Source organism: Niallia sp. FSL W8-0177 (assembly GCF_038006285.1).
Classification (GTDB): Bacteria; Bacillota; Bacilli; order Bacillales; family Cytobacillaceae; genus Niallia; species Niallia circulans_A.
This window is the reverse complement of the sequence record NZ_JBBOUX010000001.1, coordinates 445,147-463,920: the sequence shown is the minus strand read 5'-3', so window position 1 is coordinate 463,920 and position 18,774 is coordinate 445,147. Positions and strand designations below refer to the sequence as shown.

The 18,774-nt window shown below is 34.6% G+C and carries 20 protein-coding genes; 9 read left to right on the top strand and 11 right to left on the bottom strand.

Features of this window, described 5'->3' with window-relative positions:
• Positions 1 to 96 precede the first annotated feature (96 nt).
• Both hemH and hemE read right to left on the bottom strand, forming a co-directional pair.
• The gene (gene hemH, locus NST77_RS02275) at positions 97 to 1,041 is read right to left on the bottom strand and encodes a ferrochelatase (protein WP_095330094.1); all 945 of its coding nucleotides are present in this window, start codon (positions 1,039 to 1,041) and stop codon (positions 97 to 99) included.
• A gap of 67 nt (positions 1,042 to 1,108) precedes the next feature.
• A complete protein-coding gene (gene hemE / locus NST77_RS02270) occupies positions 1,109 to 2,167 on the bottom strand; it encodes a uroporphyrinogen decarboxylase (RefSeq protein WP_095330095.1) in 1,059 nt (352 codons plus the stop codon).
• Between the two features lie 555 nt (positions 2,168 to 2,722).
• On the opposite strand from hemE, the gene NST77_RS02265 reads away from it, so the two are divergent.
• A complete protein-coding gene (locus NST77_RS02265; protein WP_095330096.1) occupies positions 2,723 to 3,247 on the top strand; it encodes an antibiotic biosynthesis monooxygenase in 525 nt (174 codons plus the stop codon).
• Positions 3,248 to 3,275: 28 nt separating this feature from the next.
• On the opposite strand, the gene NST77_RS02260 is transcribed toward NST77_RS02265, so the two are convergent.
• The 3 genes from NST77_RS02260 to liaF are packed head-to-tail and all read right to left on the bottom strand — an operon-like array spanning position 3,276 to position 5,655.
• Positions 3,276 to 3,911: a response regulator gene (locus NST77_RS02260; RefSeq protein WP_171509424.1), complete on the bottom strand. Its 636-nt coding sequence runs from the start codon at positions 3,909 to 3,911 to the stop codon at positions 3,276 to 3,278.
• Positions 3,904 to 4,935, bottom strand: coding sequence for a sensor histidine kinase (locus NST77_RS02255; RefSeq protein WP_171509423.1), 1,032 nt, complete (start codon positions 4,933 to 4,935; stop codon positions 3,904 to 3,906). The genes NST77_RS02260 and NST77_RS02255 overlap by 8 nt, the downstream gene beginning before the upstream one ends.
• A gap of 9 nt (positions 4,936 to 4,944) precedes the next feature.
• Positions 4,945 to 5,655 carry a cell wall-active antibiotics response protein LiaF gene (gene liaF, locus NST77_RS02250; protein WP_341122703.1) on the bottom strand — a complete coding sequence of 237 codons (711 nt, stop codon included), beginning with the start codon at positions 5,653 to 5,655 and terminating at the stop codon, positions 4,945 to 4,947.
• Positions 5,656 to 6,021: 366 nt separating this feature from the next.
• Here liaF and NST77_RS02245 point away from each other — a divergent pair, with 366 nt between their 5' ends.
• A complete protein-coding gene (locus NST77_RS02245) occupies positions 6,022 to 7,425 on the top strand; it encodes a hypothetical protein (protein WP_171509421.1) in 1,404 nt (467 codons plus the stop codon).
• 144 nt (positions 7,426 to 7,569) lie between these two features.
• Here NST77_RS02245 and NST77_RS02240 read toward each other — a convergent pair whose 3' ends face one another.
• A complete protein-coding gene (locus NST77_RS02240) occupies positions 7,570 to 8,238 on the bottom strand; it encodes a phosphatase PAP2 family protein (RefSeq protein WP_123257217.1) in 669 nt (222 codons plus the stop codon).
• 167 nt (positions 8,239 to 8,405) lie between these two features.
• Between NST77_RS02240 and NST77_RS02235 the strand changes: the two genes are divergently transcribed.
• Positions 8,406 to 9,614: a M20 family metallopeptidase gene (locus NST77_RS02235; RefSeq protein WP_095330102.1), complete on the top strand. Its 1,209-nt coding sequence runs from the start codon at positions 8,406 to 8,408 to the stop codon at positions 9,612 to 9,614.
• A gap of 47 nt (positions 9,615 to 9,661) precedes the next feature.
• Here the strand turns inward: NST77_RS02235 and NST77_RS02230 are convergent, their stop codons facing one another.
• The 3 genes from NST77_RS02230 to NST77_RS02220 form a co-directional block, all read right to left on the bottom strand.
• Entirely contained in the window at positions 9,662 to 10,381 is a 720-nt protein-coding gene (locus NST77_RS02230) for an EcsC family protein (RefSeq protein WP_095330103.1), read from the bottom strand.
• A gap of 122 nt (positions 10,382 to 10,503) precedes the next feature.
• Entirely contained in the window at positions 10,504 to 11,724 is a 1,221-nt protein-coding gene (locus NST77_RS02225; protein ID WP_095330104.1) for an ABC transporter permease, read from the bottom strand.
• The gene (locus NST77_RS02220) at positions 11,717 to 12,457 is read right to left on the bottom strand and encodes an ABC transporter ATP-binding protein (protein WP_095330105.1); all 741 of its coding nucleotides are present in this window, start codon (positions 12,455 to 12,457) and stop codon (positions 11,717 to 11,719) included. Before NST77_RS02220 ends, NST77_RS02225 begins: the two co-directional genes overlap by 8 nt.
• 698 nt (positions 12,458 to 13,155) lie before the next feature.
• On the opposite strand from NST77_RS02220, the gene NST77_RS02215 reads away from it, so the two are divergent.
• The 6 genes from NST77_RS02215 (at position 13,156) to NST77_RS02190 (ending at position 17,757) form a co-directional block, all read left to right on the top strand.
• On the top strand, positions 13,156 to 13,578 hold the full coding sequence (locus tag NST77_RS02215; RefSeq protein ID WP_095330106.1) for an HIT family protein: 423 nt from the start codon (positions 13,156 to 13,158) through the stop codon (positions 13,576 to 13,578).
• A 310-nt stretch (positions 13,579 to 13,888) separates the two neighbouring features.
• Positions 13,889 to 14,974: a 3-phosphoserine/phosphohydroxythreonine transaminase gene (gene serC, locus NST77_RS02210; protein WP_095330107.1), complete on the top strand. Its 1,086-nt coding sequence runs from the start codon at positions 13,889 to 13,891 to the stop codon at positions 14,972 to 14,974.
• 87 nt (positions 14,975 to 15,061) lie between these two features.
• On the top strand, positions 15,062 to 15,412 hold the full coding sequence (locus NST77_RS02205) for a YtxH domain-containing protein (RefSeq protein ID WP_095330108.1): 351 nt from the start codon (positions 15,062 to 15,064) through the stop codon (positions 15,410 to 15,412).
• A gap of 470 nt (positions 15,413 to 15,882) precedes the next feature.
• Positions 15,883 to 16,452 carry an HTH-type transcriptional regulator Hpr gene (locus NST77_RS02200; RefSeq protein WP_047943056.1) on the top strand — a complete coding sequence of 190 codons (570 nt, stop codon included), beginning with the start codon at positions 15,883 to 15,885 and terminating at the stop codon, positions 16,450 to 16,452.
• A gap of 351 nt (positions 16,453 to 16,803) precedes the next feature.
• A complete protein-coding gene (locus NST77_RS02195) occupies positions 16,804 to 17,358 on the top strand; it encodes a DUF3267 domain-containing protein (protein WP_095330109.1) in 555 nt (184 codons plus the stop codon).
• 219 nt (positions 17,359 to 17,577) lie between these two features.
• Entirely contained in the window at positions 17,578 to 17,757 is a 180-nt protein-coding gene (locus NST77_RS02190) for a hypothetical protein (protein ID WP_035416273.1), read from the top strand.
• A gap of 84 nt (positions 17,758 to 17,841) precedes the next feature.
• On the opposite strand, the gene NST77_RS02185 is transcribed toward NST77_RS02190, so the two are convergent.
• Positions 17,842 to 17,931: a YjcZ family sporulation protein gene (locus NST77_RS02185; protein WP_035416274.1), complete on the bottom strand. Its 90-nt coding sequence runs from the start codon at positions 17,929 to 17,931 to the stop codon at positions 17,842 to 17,844.
• A 90-nt stretch (positions 17,932 to 18,021) separates the two neighbouring features.
• Entirely contained in the window at positions 18,022 to 18,105 is an 84-nt protein-coding gene (locus tag NST77_RS02180) for a YjcZ family sporulation protein (protein ID WP_035416275.1), read from the bottom strand.
• Positions 18,106 to 18,774 lie beyond the last annotated feature (669 nt).

Below are 18,774 nucleotides of genomic sequence, written 5' to 3'. Positions count from 1 at the left end.
ACTCGTTGCAACAAAAGAAACCAAGTGATTTTCGAAAAAATCACTTGGTTCCGTTTACAACATAATAGCATCAACAAAAAATAATTTTGCGGCATTTTATCCTTTAATTGGCACTGCAATTTCTTTTAAAACCACTGTCGCTAATGCATCAATAAATTCCGGCTGAGCATTTGGCATTTTTGGTCGATAATAGCTTGCTCCAACTTCTTCTGTCACAACAAGGCACTCATAATCATTGTCATATAAGACTTCTAAATGTTCCGCTACAAATCCTACTGGCACATATACAAATGCTTTATATCCATATTTCGCATGTAAATCTCTTGTTAAATCCTGAACATCTGGACCAAGCCAAGGATCTGGTGTATTCCCCGCACTTTGCCAGCCTAGATAATAAGTAGAAATACCTGCTCCCTTTGCAATTAACTCTGCTGTATCCTTTAATTGGTCTGGATATGGATCTCCATATTGAAGGATTTTTTCTGGTAAACTATGTGCAGAGACAATTAACGCTGCATTCTCTCGTTCTTCTTGCGACATTTTAGCGTAGGTCTCTTTTAATTGATTAACCCAATAGCTAATAAATTTAGGCTCCTTATACCAGCTTTCAATACTATGAATGGTTAAGCCGCCTAATTTTTTTGCTTCTTCTTTTGCACGATTATTATATGCCTTAATACTGAAGGTAGAGTAATGAGGGGCTAACACAATACTCACTGCCTCTTTGATTCCATCTTCATGCATCATCTTTACTGCATCTTCTACAAATGGTTCAATATGCTTTAATCCTATATACATTTTAAATTCAATATCGTCTTGTATTTCATTAAGATGCGCTTCTAGTCCCTTTGCTTGTTCCATCGTAATTTTTGCTAATGGAGAGATTCCTCCAATTGCTTCATAGCGACTCTTTAAATCATGAAGCATTTCATCTGTCGGCTTTCTTCCATGTCTAATATCTGTATAATATCTTTCAATATCTTCTTCCTTATATGGTGTTCCATATGCCATAACAAGAAGGCCCATTTTTTTTCGACTCATTTTTCATTACCTCATTTCATTGTATTATTTTGTATTTTTTTAACTTTAGCTATCCTTAATATATCTTTTATTTGCGCGCACGCTTACTTAGTAAGTCACCGGAATATTCATGAATAAAACCAGTCAATTTTTTTAACACAGCTGGATCTACATCTGGGAACACACCATGTCCTAAATTAAAGATAAAGCCTGGCTGTTCTATTCCCTGTTCAATGATTTGTTTCGCTCTTTCCTCAATAACACTCCATGGTGCAAGAAGGACTGCGGGATCTAGATTTCCTTGGACAGCTTTAGTTATTCCCATTTTCCTTGCATCTGATATAGGTAAGCGCCAATCTAAGCCAACTACATCCAAGGAAAGCTCATTCCATTCAAGTGCCAAATGACTCGCCCCGACTCCGTGCATAATGAAGGGAACATTTTCACTCTCCAGCTCAGAAAAAATTCTATGCATAACAGGCTTTATAAATAAGCGGTAGTCCTCCACATTTAATGCGCCTACCCATGAATCGAAAATTTGAATCGCACTAGCACCTGCATTAATTTGCGCCTTCACATAAGTAACCACCATATCACCAAGCTTTTCCATTAAAGCATGCCAAGCGTCTGGTTTAGCATACATAAACGCTTTTGTCTTATGATAGTTTTTGGATGGTCCACCTTCAATCATGTAACTAGCAAGAGTAAAAGGAGCACCGGAAAAGCCTATCAACGGAACATTTAATTGCTCGGTTGTAAGCAGGCTTATCGTGTCAAGGACATATTTAATATCTTGCTCAGGATGTAACATACCAAGTCTTGTAATATCCTCCATTGACCGAATAGGATTCTCTATCACAGGTCCGATTCCTGATTTTATTTCCACATCTACCCCAATGGCAGGCAGTGGTGTCATAATATCTTTATATAATACTGCAGCATCGACATCATACTGATCAACCGGTAATTTCGTAACATAAGCACATAGCTCTGGCTGATGCGTTATTTCAAATAAAGAATATTTCTCTTTAATTGCTCGGTATTCAGGCTGCGAACGACCTGCCTGTCGCATATACCATACCGGAACATATTCAGTGGGCTGTCCTTTTGCCGCTTTAATAAATGTATCTTTCATTTGTTTATTCATCCTTTTGATGTCCACCTTTCAAAGGTATGTATTTCATTCTATATAGTGATCAATGTTATTTATAATAATTATTAAGTTATAATATTTATAAATAATATGCAAGTAAAAAGTTTTTAAACTAATTTTTTATGTTTCTTTCCAAGTTATTACCATCCCAATAAAAAGGAATGCCTGTCCTAGACATTCCATTCTTTTTTCCTTACTATATGTAAAAATATTCATTCTCAATCATGCATATATTTCAATAATATATCTTTTTTACTATCTTTGCATAGATAACTTATCACTTTGTCACAATTTAGACATTTTTTACCCGAAAATAAAGGAGATTACACCTCTTATGAATTATGTGGTAGCGCACACAAAAAGTTAAATCATAAGAACATAAGGGAAAAGCTTTGAATGAAACCAGCTATCTCGAATAACATGGTTTGTTAATGTTAATATAAACAAATAAGAGTATTTCATTAGTTATGGGTAATTTAAGAGGATCTATCGTAACTTTCCCCTTTCTATTGTATGCTTTATATATCCTTATAACTTGGAGGGAGATTAGTGAATATTTATCTTACTAGCGGAACCTATGATTATTTAGGGAAGAAATACGAAAATAAATTTTCGACTGAAACCTTGTTATTAATGCAGGAAGAAGCCAGCGATCGGGCGATACTACTACACGAAAGTCAAGCTCCTTCTTTCTTCCAAGAACCAAGAAGCTATGACATTTTATTCAGTTATGGAATGTTAGAAAATAAAGGATTTATTACCATGAATCATATTCCAGTAAGTGAAGAAAATAAACCTGTTTTCGAACATAAGATGATGAAATACTTCACATCTATCGCAAACAAAGCAATGACAGCTATTCGCTTCCTTCGCCCTGCCAAAGGAGACACATATATCCTCTTTTGTCTATGGGAAGAAAAAGCGAATTATATAAAATGGAAACAGCAAGAAGCAAATGCAGAAGCTCCTATTGGTAAAAGTAATGAAAAAAGCTGGAATAGTTCCCAGCATTCTATCTTTAATGGAAAACCGTATTTCGTACAATTAACAATTCCAGATGAAGAAAAAGCGTAATTAATCCAGTAGCCACCTGAACTTATGACTATCTTGTTTTAATAATGCCATTTCTATTGGCATATACAGCAGCTTGGGTTCGGTCGGCTACTGCTAATTTCGATAAAATATTGCTTACATGTGTTTTTACTGTTTTGATTCCAATATATAGTTCTTCACTAATGGCCTGATTAGTCATTCCTTCTCCAATGCACATTAATACTTCTAATTCTCTTTCTGTTAAATCATCATGTGGTTTTCTTTCTGTTGCTCGCAATCTTTTCACCATCACGTTAGCAACCTTTGGCTCAATCACTGCTTCGCCACTATAAGCTTTATTAATTGCCCGTACAACCTCTGTAGCACTTGCTGTTTTTAATAAATAACTAAATGCGCCTGCTTCTATTGCCGGAATAACTTGTGCTTCATCATAGAAGCTTGTGATAATGATAACTTTGCAGCTAGGATACCCCTTTAAAATATCCTTTGTCGCTTCGATACCATTCCCATTGTCCATTAATAAATCCATTAACACAATATCCGGCTTCTCCTTGAGTACAAGCTGAACTGCCGTCTGACCACTATTTGCCTCTCCTACAATATGAATATTTGGTTCTGTCATTAAATAAGAAATAATTCCTTTTCTCACCATTTCATGATCATCTACCACTACCACTCTAATCATTTTCCCACCCCTTTGTTGGCACTCTAATATCAATATAGGTACCTTCCCCAATTTTTGATCGAAGTTCCATCACACCACCAATTTCCTCACAGCGCTCTCTCATTGTCTTTAACCCATATGATGCAATCCTCTCTATCGTCGGATCGAAGCCTTTGCCATTATCACTTATATGTAGAGAAGCATATTCACCTCGCTCTTCCAAAATGATTCTTACTTTATCTGCATGGGAATGACGAAGCACATTGGATAAAGCCTCTTGAACAATACGAAAAAGATGTTCCTGACCAGCCGTAGATAGACCATCTATTTCATCGATGCTTGCAGAAAAATGAAGCATTGTTTTTCCTTTCAGCTCTTGAATAAGTTTGATTATGCCATCACACAACGTATCATTGCTTAATTCAATTGGTCTTAGATGAAGCAATAATGCACGCATTTCCCCTTGCGCCTTGCCTGCAATCGAAACAATCTCCTGTAACTGTTGCTTTGCTAAAGCAGGATCCTGGTCAAAAATTTTATATGCAGCAGAAGACATCATATTTAATGCAAATAATTGCTGACTAACAACATCATGTAAATCTCTTGCCAGTCGTTGTCTTTCTTCTATTACTGCAGCATTGTGGGCTGTTTGTCCAAGCGTTGTTTTTTCATTTGCTAATCTCTGCAAAGAATGAATTTGCTCTTGTTGATAATCAGCAAGTTGATTAAGTTCTTCTTTTACATCATAAACATACTCACTTGATGCAAGCGGCATTTTTGGCGGTATTTTTCCTCTCCTTAAAGACGATATAAACCAAAATATTTCATCTAATTGTTTCTTTATTTTGCCGCTCCATTTAAAGGCAAAATAAAAACCCACCAATGTTATCAGAAAAAAACAGATGACAGCAAAAATAATATTCCCTATCCTAGACGTTACAAAATTCGGAAATAAATAGATACTAATAAATAGCAGCAAAGAAATACTCAAACTTGTTAAAACGATATTTCGATAATATCCATAACGACTAATTGTCTGTCTCATGTTTCCCCCTTATACCTTTTGCACTGTAATATCGCCTATATCAAGCAAAATATTTAGCTTTATTTTTTTTATTGCCTCTTCATAATAGGCAGATTTATGCTCTAAAGTATTTCCAATTCCTTCCTTAACCGACTGGAGAATTCGTACTTCTCCAATTTTCACTTCGGCATGAACATAAATGGCTAGATCATCTGGAACAATAATTTTCACATCACCAATCCTCGCATGGATAAACAGCTCGGTTTCTCCTTCAGGAATAAAAGCTTTGCTAAAATCAATATAGACATCCCCTAACCCATGAGAAATCTCCATCGGTTCGACAGCCCAATTATCTGTATTATATTTAACATCTCCCATGAGGATGGATTTCTTTGTATAACTTTTTCCACCACTGTCATCCTCAAAAGTGAACTTAGGTTTTATGAGTCCAAGTGCCATTAAAATAAGAATTAATGGCCATAACTTCCAAAAGTCAATAAATCTAAATTCTAATACTTGAAAACGATCCAAAAGGAGAAGAGTAGCGAAAGTAAGAATAAATAAAGTGAAAAATAAATTACTTTTTCGCTTTAATGTTTTTTGACAGAGAGAAAGCAGCCCATAAACAAGCAGCAAAAACGGATATATTATGACAAATAATTTTTTTATTTCCAAGGAAATGACACCAATATTAACAAGTAATAAAATTACTCCTACAATAAGTAAACTAATTGAAAACATTATTTTGGAGATTGATTTTCTCAAAAACTCCCCTTCTTTCCTAGACATCTAAATATAGAATTTTTGTGTAATTCTAAAAAGTAGTGCTCTTTCAACTACAAATCTATTGTACTACCATTATGTAATTTTTTGTTCCTTCTTTCGATGTTTTTTTCTCCATCTTAAGAAGGAGTCTTTGGCCAATTTTTCTTCCGTGAGTTTTAGATCAGCTCCTTCCTCCCATTCCAAGGCTATGAAGTGAAACACACTATATTTTAAAACGGAACCAATCACCTTTTACCTATAACCACATAATCTGTATTAACCGAATAGTGATAGATGCCTATAGCATCATTGACTTCAAATCGGGAAAGGAGCTGGATTTATTTGGGGATCGAATTAACGGCACTTCATTGGATATATGTACTTTTTATTGTCTTTATCATCGGCTTTATGGTAATCAGAAGAGATACTACCTTTATTTGTATCGTTGGAATCTTTCTATTAGCGATAACAGCGACCGGATCCTTAAGTACCTCGATTAGCAGTATTTTCAATAGTTTCATCTTTGCTATTACAGAATTGTTACCTACTATTGTTGTCATCTCTATTATTGTGGCAATGAGTAGAATTTTGACGAAAACTGGTATTAACGATGTAATGATTTCTCCCTTTTCCAAACTTATTCGTTCACCTGGACTCGCTTATTGGACGATCGGAATAGTAATGATGCTCATTTCTTTCTTTTTCTGGCCATCCCCCGCAGTAGCATTGATCGGAGCTGTTCTCTTACCAGTAGCTTTACGGGTTGGTCTGCCAGGAATTGCCGTTGCAATGGCGATGAATTTGTTCGGCCATGGAATTGCCTTATCAGGAGATTTTATCATCCAAGCTGCACCGAAACTTACAGCAGATGCTGCCGGCATACCTGTCGAAGACGTCATGCATGCAAGTATTCCCCTTGTGATTGTTATGGGGGTTGTGACAACTATTACTGCGTTCTATTTTATTAAACGCGATATGAAAAGAGGAACACTGACTTTTGCAACTGGAGTCACCTCTATTAATAAATCAGATATTCTTCCCCAAGTAAATAAATTACTACTGAGTAATACACAAAAGAAACTGTTCGCCATCCTAATTCCCATTCTCTATATTCTTGACGTTGCAGCCATGTTTTTATTAGATTTACAAGGGGGAGATGCTACCGCGCTGGTTGGTGGAACGTCCATTTTTATTCTTCTTTTAATAACATTAGTAAGCTATAAAAATAAAGGCTTGGAAAAAACAACAACTTATTTGATCGAAGGATTCCAATTTGGTTTTAAAGTATTTGGACCGGTTATTCCAATCGCTGCCTTCTTCTATTTAGGTGACTCTGGTTTTAGCACAATTATCGGAGACTTTCTACCAAAGGAATCCCACGGAATCGTCAATGATCTCGGTGTTGCTCTTGCTTCCACTGTTCCATTAACGAAAGAAATTGGCGCCGTTACGCTTACAGCTGTAGGAGTTATTACCGGCTTAGATGGTTCTGGCTTCTCCGGCATTTCATTAGCGGGTTCTATTGCAGGTCTGTTTGCCCATGCAATTGGTAGTGGAATAAGCACATTAACTGCTTTAGGGCAAATTGCTGCCATATGGGTTGGAGGCGGAACTTTAGTCCCTTGGGCATTAATCCCTGCTGCTGCAATCTGTAATGTCGATCCATTCGAATTAGCAAGGAGAAATCTTCTTCCAGTCTGTATCGGCTTAGTAGTGACTACTATTTTTGCCATGTTCCTCATCTAACAAAACGATAATCAGTTAAAAATTATTTTTACTGGCAAACCCAAATGATTATACGAAGATGTTAAGATTAGTTCGTATAATTATTTGGGTTTTTAAACTTTTTTAAAAGAAGTTCCATGTAATTTTCTATCACTTCTTTATCCATTAGCTACTTAGTTTTGTTCCTGCTCCTTTTTGTTTATGAAATCGATCATAAAATGTTTCATAAAGACCTACCCATACAAACAGCCAGATCCCTCCTAATAAATAACCGCCAATAACATCTGTTGGATAGTGGGCCTCTAAAACAATTCTGCTTATACCAATTAGCAAAATGACCATAAAAGCAATAGCTGCCAAAATCAGCTTTCCTGCATTCCCTTTTATTTCTTTCGCTAGAATATGTGCAATAAATAGATACAGGAGTAAACCTACCATTGCATGCCCACTAGGAAAACTATAGCTGTCTGTCTCTAATGCTGCAGCAGCTATAGGTCTAGGTCTTGCCACTAAATCTTTCACCCACTTATTCAGTTCATTTCCTAGTCCAACACAAAAGACAAATGCTGCAATTCCTACAAAATCTTTCTTTTTCCACCAAAGAAAAAGAATAAATAGGAAAGCGATAATTCCAATGCCTATTTTATCTGCAATGGATGACATGCCTTCCCAAAAAAGAAGAAAACTAGCTGGAAATAATGTATGTATAAAATGGGCTAGTTCTGTATCAAATGCTAATATTGCTTGTCCATTTACAGCTAGGATTAGCAGGATAAACAATAAGAATGACACGATAATTAATACCCAGGCCATTTTTGATTTTCTAATATCCATAATTCCTCCTAAATGAATTTCATTTTAACCTTATTTTAACAACATCCCTCTTATAAGGATAGGCATAATCTTTACGAAACGTAATAGTTTATTCGCTTTCCACCTCTCTTCTTTATTACTACATGCTATAATAAAAATATTCTAAATAGTCAAACGAGGTGGAAGAGATGTTACAAATTATATGGGAACAACTAGATAACTATTATAATGAAATGGTTAAAATACGGAGATACCTTCATCAATACCCTGAATTATCATTCAAAGAGGTTAAAACAGCTCAATATATCATCTCTTTCTATGAAAAATTAGGAATTCAAGTTACAGGAAACGTCGGAGGTAATGGAGTAGTCGCAAAAATATCAGGGGGGAAACCTGGCAAAACAGTTGCGCTCCGTGCTGATTTTGACGCTCTTCCAATCCATGATGAAAAGAATGTTGCTTATAAGTCAAAGGTTTCAGGTGTCATGCACGCCTGTGGTCATGATGGGCATACTGCAACCTTATTAATACTTGCTAAAGTAATAAATGAGTTTAAAGAAGAATTAGCAGGGAATTTTGTTTTTATTCACCAGCATGCTGAAGAATCAAATCCAGGTGGAGCAAAAGCGATGATTGAAGCAGGCTGCCTGGAAAATGTGGAGGCTATATTTGGCACTCATTTATGGGCTACACTTCCCACAGGGACTATTTCCTATAAAGCAGGACCCATGATGGCAGCAGCAGATGAATTTAAAATTAAAATCCAAGGTCAAGGGGGACATGGAGCACAGCCGCACAAAACGAAGGATTCTCTTGTTACCGCATCTCAACTGGTCCTTAACCTTCAACAAATTGTCAGCAGAAAAGTAAATCCTATCCACCATGCCGTTTTAACAGTAGGCTACCTTGAATCTGGTAATGCTTTTAATGTAATTGCTGACACAGCGATCCTAGGGGGAACAGTCCGGACGTTTGATGAAGAAACGCAATTACTTATCAAGGAAGAGCTGGAGAGAGTAATAAAAGGCACGTGCTATACAGCAAATAGTACGTATGAATATGATTACGATGACGGCTATCCAGCAGTCGTTAATCATCCTGAGGAAACCTCCCTTTTAGCTCATTGTGCGGAAAAAGTTCCGGGAGTGATCGTCCTAGAAGGAGAACCGGAATTAACTGGCGAGGACTTCTCTTATTATCTGCAGCATGTAAAAGGTACCTTTTTCTTTACAGGAGCAATGCCCGATACAAATGGTCCGACTTATCCGCACCACCATCCTAAATTTGATATTAATGAAGAAGCTATGCTTATTGCCGCAAAAACATTAGGTTCTACTGCTATTACTTATAATATTTCCTTAAGCCCAGCAAAGGCTAGGACTAACTTAAATTCATAAAATTTATAAAAAAAGGAAGAGATTCTAAACACCGAATCCTTCCTTTTTCATTTGTTTTGTTCCTGAAAGTAACGCCAGCGATAAACATTTTTAGCTGCTTCTCCCAATTGATCCATTAAATTATAATTAGCGTAGGCACCCACAGCTGCCCCAATTCCTGGCACCAATTGCAGCATTTTTACAAAATCAATAAAATCTCGATATTCCTGCTGTAAATCCTGCCAATTAAGGGTAGCAACTCTGTGCTTTTCTTCTTCCCAATTCTCTATTATCTCTAAAACTTCTCTTCGTTTTTCTTCACTTGAAAAAGCTAACTGAAAGATATAGAGCAAATAGATTCTTTCTTCCACTTGATCCGTATCGTAACCATATGTGGCTGCGGCTTCCATTAAAAAGTTCATTTTGATCGAAAGCAATAATGGAAAATCAGCCAATCCAAGCAATATCCCACCAGCCCCCGTTCCGGCACCTTCTACAACAGCAATCTTTTGAAATTGACTTATTTTTTTCGTTAACTCTTCATCTTTTCCTTGCAAAGAACGGAAGATAGATGGATTTTTTTTCTTGATAATATTGCTGCCAGCAAGTGTTGCTTGAATCATCTGTTTAATTGCTTCCGTAAGGGTTTGATGAACTTTAGCCGGTATATAAGAATTTATTTTATTTTGCGCCTTTTTGGATACTCTATTTAAAATAGAAGACCGTTTTTGGATTTTCCATTTCCACTCTTCTACTTCTTTTAATGCTCTTTGTTCATATTCATTCATTTATCTTCCTCCTTGCTTATGCTTACGTTCCATCTAAAAAATGGTTCCTTATTTTTGAAGTTAATTATTAAAAAAGGAGCTTCCCTTCTATACACACTAAGGTTTAAGCTCCTCCTCTTCTATTATCCCTTTTTCAATTTTTTATTAATATAAAACAGAGTAAAAAAGATAATAAAAACAATATTAACTACTAAAGAAATCAATGCATACATCCAATCTCCTTTTAAGGCAATAATTAGAGACAAAATGATACCTTGACAACTTAAAATTGCTGCTAAGATTTGTTTAAATGATTTTTCTCTAAGAGAGGCTGCCACCGGATAAATAGTAATCCACAATTTATTATCATAGGCATTCCAAAGCGGTAACAGCTGCAGGCCTGTTAAGAAAACAAATAATACACTTATGAACACTTGTCCAGGTCCAAAAGATAAGAAAAAAATAAAAATTCCACTTATCAATGTTAACCGAACCGTTAAGCCCAAATAATCCCCTGCACGGACATAGGTTCTCCAGTATAAATGCGTAAATACGTTTTCTCTTGCAAATGAAACACGACTAAATAATACATCTAGAAAACGTCTTCGTTTTATACGATTTCTTAACTTCGGTACCTCTGTAAACATATTGGCAAAGCGATAGAAAGAGGCTAGTCTTTTTTCATCTTGCTCAATTAAATATTCCCATTTTACGCCTTTATTGCTTGTCGCCTTCTGAAAATAAATAAGCAAGAAAGCCATAATTAGAAGAAGGGCAAGAATAAATAACGGAGAAGAGTCAGCAAACAATAAATACAAAATAGCTAAATTAATCAAGAATCTCACAACACTATCTATATGATGATAACGCACATTTACATAGTATTGTATATGCCAGCGAATCAGTAAATTAGCTCCTTTACTTATCAATAACACAATAAGTAAATACCAAAAACGACTAAAATCACCACCGTGTACTTGCGCATATAGTGGCATCAAGGCAGCAAGAATGATGACAAGCAAGTAACCTTGAAGGACAAAGCTAACCAACATAGATTGGAGAAAATATCTTTTCATTTTGGTTTCAACCGCAATTAAAAATATCCGGTCAGCATCCTTTAAAAAAGTATAGGTTGGACTATTTGTCATAAAAAGAGTAAGGATAATGCTCATAATAAGCGCAACAGGGAAGTCATTCGAAATCGTTTTTAACCATGCTTGATAATAGAAGGCTCCAGTCCCTAGTAAAAAAACTAAAACGATGACAACATGGCCATTAAAAATGTACTTTAAATATTGACTATATTCTTTTGCTGTCTGCCCAGCTCTCTCTCTCCATAACTGCTTCTCATTAAATTCAAACATGTTCTTCTTCCTTTGTAAGATAGATATAAATATCATCCAATGTTGCATTTGGCATGTTAAAGGCTGTCCTTAATTCCTCCATGGTTCCTTGACTCTTTATTTGGCCTTCATGAATAATAATAATCCGATCACAATATCTTTCGGCTGTAGCAAGAATGTGTGTAGACATTAGAATCCCTGCTCCCCTATCCTTCATTATTTTTAGTTGATCTAATAACGATTGAATTCCAAGAGGATCTAATCCGACAAACGGTTCATCCACTATATAGAGAGAAGGTTCCACTAGAAAAGCACACATAATCATTACCTTCTGCTTCATTCCTTTCGAAAAATGAGCAGGAAACCATTTTAGTCTTTTTTCCATCCGAAATTCTTTTAATAATATTTCCATTCTCTTTTGATAGTCAGACTCTGACAATCCATAAGCCATAGCAGTTATTCTTAAATGTTCTTCTAATGTCAATTCATCATATAAAATAGGCGTTTCAGGTACAAAGGTAAATTCCTTTCGATATGCCTCTTTATCGCCTTCAAACGTCTTGCCATTTATAAGGATTTCTCCTTTATGCGGCTCCATCAATCCAATGATATGACGAATAGTTGTACTTTTTCCAGCACCGTTTAATCCGATTAAGCCAACCATTTCATTCGCATGAATGGAAAAGGAAATATCCTTTAAGACAGGATTGCGCGTATATCCTCCGGTAACATTCTTTATTTCTAACAACGCCATCTATTGTACCTCCAATATGTATTATCTATAGTTTAACAACATTCTTGCTTAAATAAAAATGATTGCACAGAAAAATTTTTATTTCTTTCGTATATAAAATTTTGTTCGGGACATTCTATTTATTGAAGGGGAGCACCAAAGAAATATTGCAGTATAACTCCAATATTAAATGAGGTGTTTGCAAAAGATTCTATACAGATTCTTTAAAAAAAGCTTCCATTCGTTTATAAAAGGGGATGTTTGCCTTGCATAAGCAAGATAGGAACAGAAGATCAGTAACACCAAGCTGCTTCATTAAGAAAACAGCCCAATTCATTTCCACTTTGAAATGAGGTGTTTGTCGCAGACAGTCATCCATTCTTTATACGTTTTTGACATATAAAGACATTTTAAGGGGATGGTTCGTTTGAACAATGATCGATTTCTCTAAAGCTTAACACAATTCATTTTTTAAATGAGGTGTTTATCAAAGAGAAGAACCCTAAATAACGTTAAATAGAAGTTCTCTCCTTCAATAGAGGGTGTCCTTAAAAGGTATTCTTATTATGTATATCCATAGTAAAGAGGTTTATTCAAACTTCTCGCTTGGACAATCCATATAAGAGGATCCTTTACAAGGCACCCTCTTCCTTTTGTTGTTCAATAAAATAGTTCCTGTGTTAAAATATTGATAACACATAATGAAGGAAGGTATTTTTATGAGTGATTGTATTTTTTGCAAAATAATTGCTGGAGAAATTCCGTCAAAAAAGGTTTTTGAAAATGAACATGTAATGGCGTTCTTAGATATTAGCCAAGTTACTAAAGGACATACATTGGTGATACCAAAAAGACATGTAAAGGATGTCTATGAATTAACACCTGAAATTGCAAGCAATCTATTTGAAGTTGTGCCAAGTATTGCTTCTGCCATTAAAGAAGTTTATGAACCAATTGGTTTAAATCTCCTTAACAACAATGGTGAAAAAGCCGGACAATCTGTTTTCCATTATCATATGCACCTTATTCCACGTTATGGAAAAGGAGATGGTTTTGGAGCTGTTTGGAAAACAAATTTTGATGGATATTCAAATGAAGAGCTGACAGAGATTGCAGAAAAAATTAATTCTAAAGTAAGATAAGTCCATTAGCTTATTCTCTTCAAAAAATTTTCTAAAAAAATTCATATTTTCAAAAGCTATTTAATAATAGTTTCATTTTTATTAGATTACCGCTCTCTTCCTTAAACAACGACTAAGGAGATTCTAGTATCTGGAAGGAAATATTTTTCTAATAGTATGAAAAAACAAAGCATCTTTTTGAAAAATTCTCACTTTTTCAAAAAGGTGTTTTTTTCATCTGTACAAATCAGCTGAATTTGTTAGTATAAGGGTAATCTTTTTGTCTTTAACGCTTTATTATTTTGAAAAGTTAATTTAGGAGGAAAGAACGTTGAAAAGAGCATATAACTTTAATGCAGGTCCTGCAGCTTTACCAGAATGGGTTTTACACGAGGCAAAGGAGCATTGGTTAAATTTTAATGATACAGGCATGTCTTTAATGGAATTAAGTCACCGTAGCAAAGATTATGAAGCTGTACATAATGAAGCAAAGGAACTCCTTAAATCTCTGCTTTCTATACCAGATAATTACGAAATTCTTTTTTTACAAGGTGGAGCAAGTCTTCAATTTACAATGATCCCAATGAACTTGCTTCCTAAAAGTCAAACAGCTTATTACGCTCTCACTGGAGTATGGTCAGAAAAGGCCATGAAGGAAGCCTCCAAGCTTGGTAATACAGCCATTTCAACTTCAAGTAAAAACGATAACTATACCTATATCCCTGCCCATGAACAGATGAACATACCAGATGACGCGGCATATCTCCATATCACTAGCAACAATACAATTTTTGGCACCCAATGGAGCAGCTATCCAAGCAATTTATCTGTCCCTTTAATTGCGGACATGTCTAGTGATATTTTAAGCACACCAATTGATGTTTCACAATTTGGAATTATTTATGCCGGCGCCCAGAAAAACCTTGGCCCCTCTGGAGTAACTGTAGTCATCATTCGAAAAGATTTAATCAAAGAAGATTCTACTTTGCCAACAATGTTAAGTTATCATACACACGCTAAAAATAATTCTTTATTCAATACTCCGCCAACTTTAGGGATTTACCTTTTATCCCTTGTTCTAAAATGGGTAGAAAAACAAGGTGGAGTGGAAGGTATTGCTAACATCAATAATGAAAAAGCTAAGCATTTATATGAAGTAATCGATCAAAGCAATGGTTTTTATCGCGGTCATGCAGAAAAAACAAGTCGTTCTAAAATGAATGTTACTTTTACTTTGCAGACAGAAGATCTTACAAAAGATTTCTTAAGAGAAGCTAAGGAAGCAGGATTTGTTGGTCTAAACGGCCATCGCTCTGTAGGCGGCTGCCGAGCTTCAATTTATAATGCCGTTCCCCTCGAACATGTAGTAGCATTAAGTACATTTATGAGGGATTTTCAGCTCAAGTATCATCAATAAGAAGACTTTATCTATAGAATACCCTTAACAATAGTAATGATGGCTTGAATACGTTATAATGGTGAAAAAGAGCGAGGTGTAAGAAAAATGAGCGCAAAATCATTCTTATCAGGATTTTTAATTGGAGGAATTGCAGCCGGAATCACTACCTTATTAACTACTCCTTACTCAGGGAAAGAAGTAAGAAAAGCCTGCAGTGATAATGGAAAAGCTTTTCTTCAACATATCCAAGAATTAAAGTTAGATTTAAATGAGATAAAAGACTCTATTAAAACAGCTACAGTAGAAGGTAAAACGGTATTTAGTACTTTTATAGAAGATCTTAAGCTTTCATTGGAAGCATGGCGGGAAGAAGTAAAACCACATCAAGAAATACTTCAAAAAGAGCTAGATGGGTTACAATCCACGATTAATGAGTTAGAAAATGATTTAAAATAATTTAATCGCTTTTACTTATACATAAAAGCTAAGAAAAAAGGAGGAGTTCTAACATGGACTTCCTCCTTTTTTCTACCCTCTTAAAGACTATCTTTCTATGTTATTTTTTTTAACATAACATGTTAAATCTTATTCCCGTATAATTTTTTATCTCCTATTTATTTTGTTTTTTCTTTTCCCACCTTTACATCTCTTTCATTCTAATTTAATTTTTTATTCATTCTTTTTGGCCCTTTTGCTTCTCCATTTTTTTACTATTTATCACTAATTCTTATTTTATCCTTCATTCTTCTGAGTAAATGTATAGACAACTACTGAATTTTTATTTCTTACATTACATTTTTATACAATAAAGCGCTTACTTAAAAGAAAAATTCTTATTTCTAAAAATTTTGTTAATTTTTATCTTTATTAATTTTTGTTTTATTGGCATAATGTTTATAGATAACAGAAAAGTAGGTGAATTTTGGATGGATGAAAGTCAGATTTCAATGAAAGACGCTTTACTCTTCACACAAAGAATTGGACAACTTAGTAAAGCATTATGGAAGGCGATTGAGAAGGACTGGCAAAATTGGATTAAACCATATGATTTAAATATTAATGAACACCATATACTCTGGATTGCTTATCAGCTAAATGGCGCTTCTATTTCAGATGTAGCAAATTTCGGTGTAATGCATGTCTCAACTGCATTTAATTTTTCGAAGAAATTAGAAGAAAGAGGACTACTAGAATTCTCGAAAAAAGAAAATGATAAGAGAAACACGTATATTTGCCTTACTGACAAAGGTAAAAAAGTGTTTGTTCAAATTATGGAAGAATACAATCCAAGCAACAGTTCAGCTCTATCCGCCTCCTTACCAATCAAGAATTTATATGGAAAGTTTCCGGAGCTTTTAGACATAATGACTATTGTTAAACATATTTATGGGGACAATTTCATTGAAATTTTTGAGAAATCCTTTACTAATCTTGACGATATTTTGGAAGAAGATGAAGGGCATTTAAAGCAAAAAGAACCAGTATTTACTAAATAGAGATAATATTAAATTGGGGAATAGGACTCCAGGTTTGGGACAATCTAGACCGGTGGTAAAAAAGATAAGAAGGCAGATTGCTTTCTTATCTTTTTTTCGGAAAATTCAAACAAAAAATACATAGAGAATAGGTTTTCTTCTTCTTATAATTACTAAATATAAAAAATGTCATAAATTTGTATAAAGAGACTATTGATTTTTTACTCTATTCATCGTAAAGTAGCAAGGTGAGTTCGCTTGACTAAAACGCAAGATAAGACAAGGAAAAGATATTCTTCCAATTATTAGTTATTCAAGCAAGAACGTATCATCACAAGTAACTAAAAATTTCTCCCTATGGAGGGTATTACCATGAACTGTTGGAAGACTGTCAACTTCCATAAAAAATATGGAGCTCAGCGCCTATTTATTTTGTCCACTATGACAATGATTGGTTGTTTTCTGTTTCTATATGTACCAATTATAAGCTATTTTGCACATAACAAACTTTCTGACGATTACTTTTTACTATTTATGGCAATGTTTTTACTTATGTATCCATTACACAAGCTACTACATTTATTACCAATGCTTCATTTAGGCGATAAAATTAAAAAAACATGGACTAAGCATTTACAATTTTTACCGATTCTTCATATTCAAGTTAAAGAGCCGATTGGTAAAATGCAGTTTCTCTTTGCTTTAATTATTCCATTTGTGATCATTAGTGGAGTATTATTTCTATCTTGTTTCCTTTTTACAAGTTATGTTCATTATTTTTTAATGCTTTTCGCTTATCATACAGGGATTTGTGTTCCTGATTTTATTCGCATAAAAAATCTATGGCATTCTCCGCGCTCTTGTTATGTAGAAGAAAATGAGGATGGATTTGAGATATTAATAAATAATGTAAGTGAATTATCGTAAAAGGATTCTATTATTGTTTCGTCACACATATAATGATATAAAACTAGATTGAATGTTAATCATTCTTTCTTATTGATAGATTATAAGGAGTCATCTAAGTTCTTTCCAGAACAAAATCTCCAAGTTTACATCTAAAAAAGTTTATAATACTATCTTTTTATCCTTTTATTTGATAATGTAAATAACATACAATAAATTCCGCTTATAAGGAGGGAATCAATGATGATCTCCATTTTTATTATTTTAGCTATTTTTATTTTATATAATATTAATAGACTTACAAATGCTTTATGCTTACAAAAAGAAATTCCTGAAGAAAAGCAGCCAAAAGTTTTTCGAACAATAAATGTTCTTATTACAATTTTGTTGATTTCTTCCTATGTAGATATTCTTTTTTAACAAGCTATGTAGAAAAGAAGCAGTGTGATAGTTGGTAAGCAACCACTATCGCACTGCTTCTTTTTTATATTTCTTCAGATCAACTTATAGCCAAGCTGCTCCGATGATTACTAATAAGATGAATAGTACTACTAATAAAGCAAAGCCTCCACCGTAAACTCCTCCACCAGACATGAAGATTCCTCCTCTCTTTATCGTTCCAGTTGTGTTTTGGCGCATATTAGGCAACCTCCCTAGTAAGATTGCCGTTAATACGCTTATAGCTTACAGCCATGCAGCGCCAACGATAACTAATAAGATAAACAATACAACGATTAAAGCAAAACCTCCGCCGTAAACGTTACCCATAGTAACACCTCCTTTAAGGTTGCTACCATTTGTTCATTCATTTCATGGTGTTTCGGTTCTTTTTCTTTCTTTTATTTGATAGCTAATATCCTTTCATGCCCAATAATGTTTGCACATATAAAATCACACTAAGCCCTATTGGTCACATATTAAGAAGCTAGATCTAAATAAAAGACATTGCTGTTAGGAGCATTATTATGAATAGTCCATCATTCTTATTGTCTTTTTTTCTCTATAAACCGTAACAACCCTCTGAATTTGCTAAGAGCGAATTCTTTAGAGCTCTTTTTCAAGCTCAATTTATCATATGTATTTGCCCTAATTTCGGAACAGGACATATACCCATTTTTTTATAGGGATAGTAAGAGCAAAAAGATAGGGGCTAGATTAGCAAAAAAAAACAAAGGATCTTATCTATAAAATTCACTCCCCTACATGAAACACTAGTTAGGAAGGAATCTTATACATTTCATCCTTTGTGATATTAAAAAATACCTCTTCTGGCCTTTTCAGACTGTTATATGCTCGCCTATCTTCTTCCAATTTCCATAAGGCTGATGTCCTGTTTCCTGACATTGAAAATTAGATAAAACAAGTTACGTAATAGTGACCGAGTTTTCTAAACGCTATTTGAAGTTTTTTGGAGCATTCAAGCCGCTTTCTCTAAAA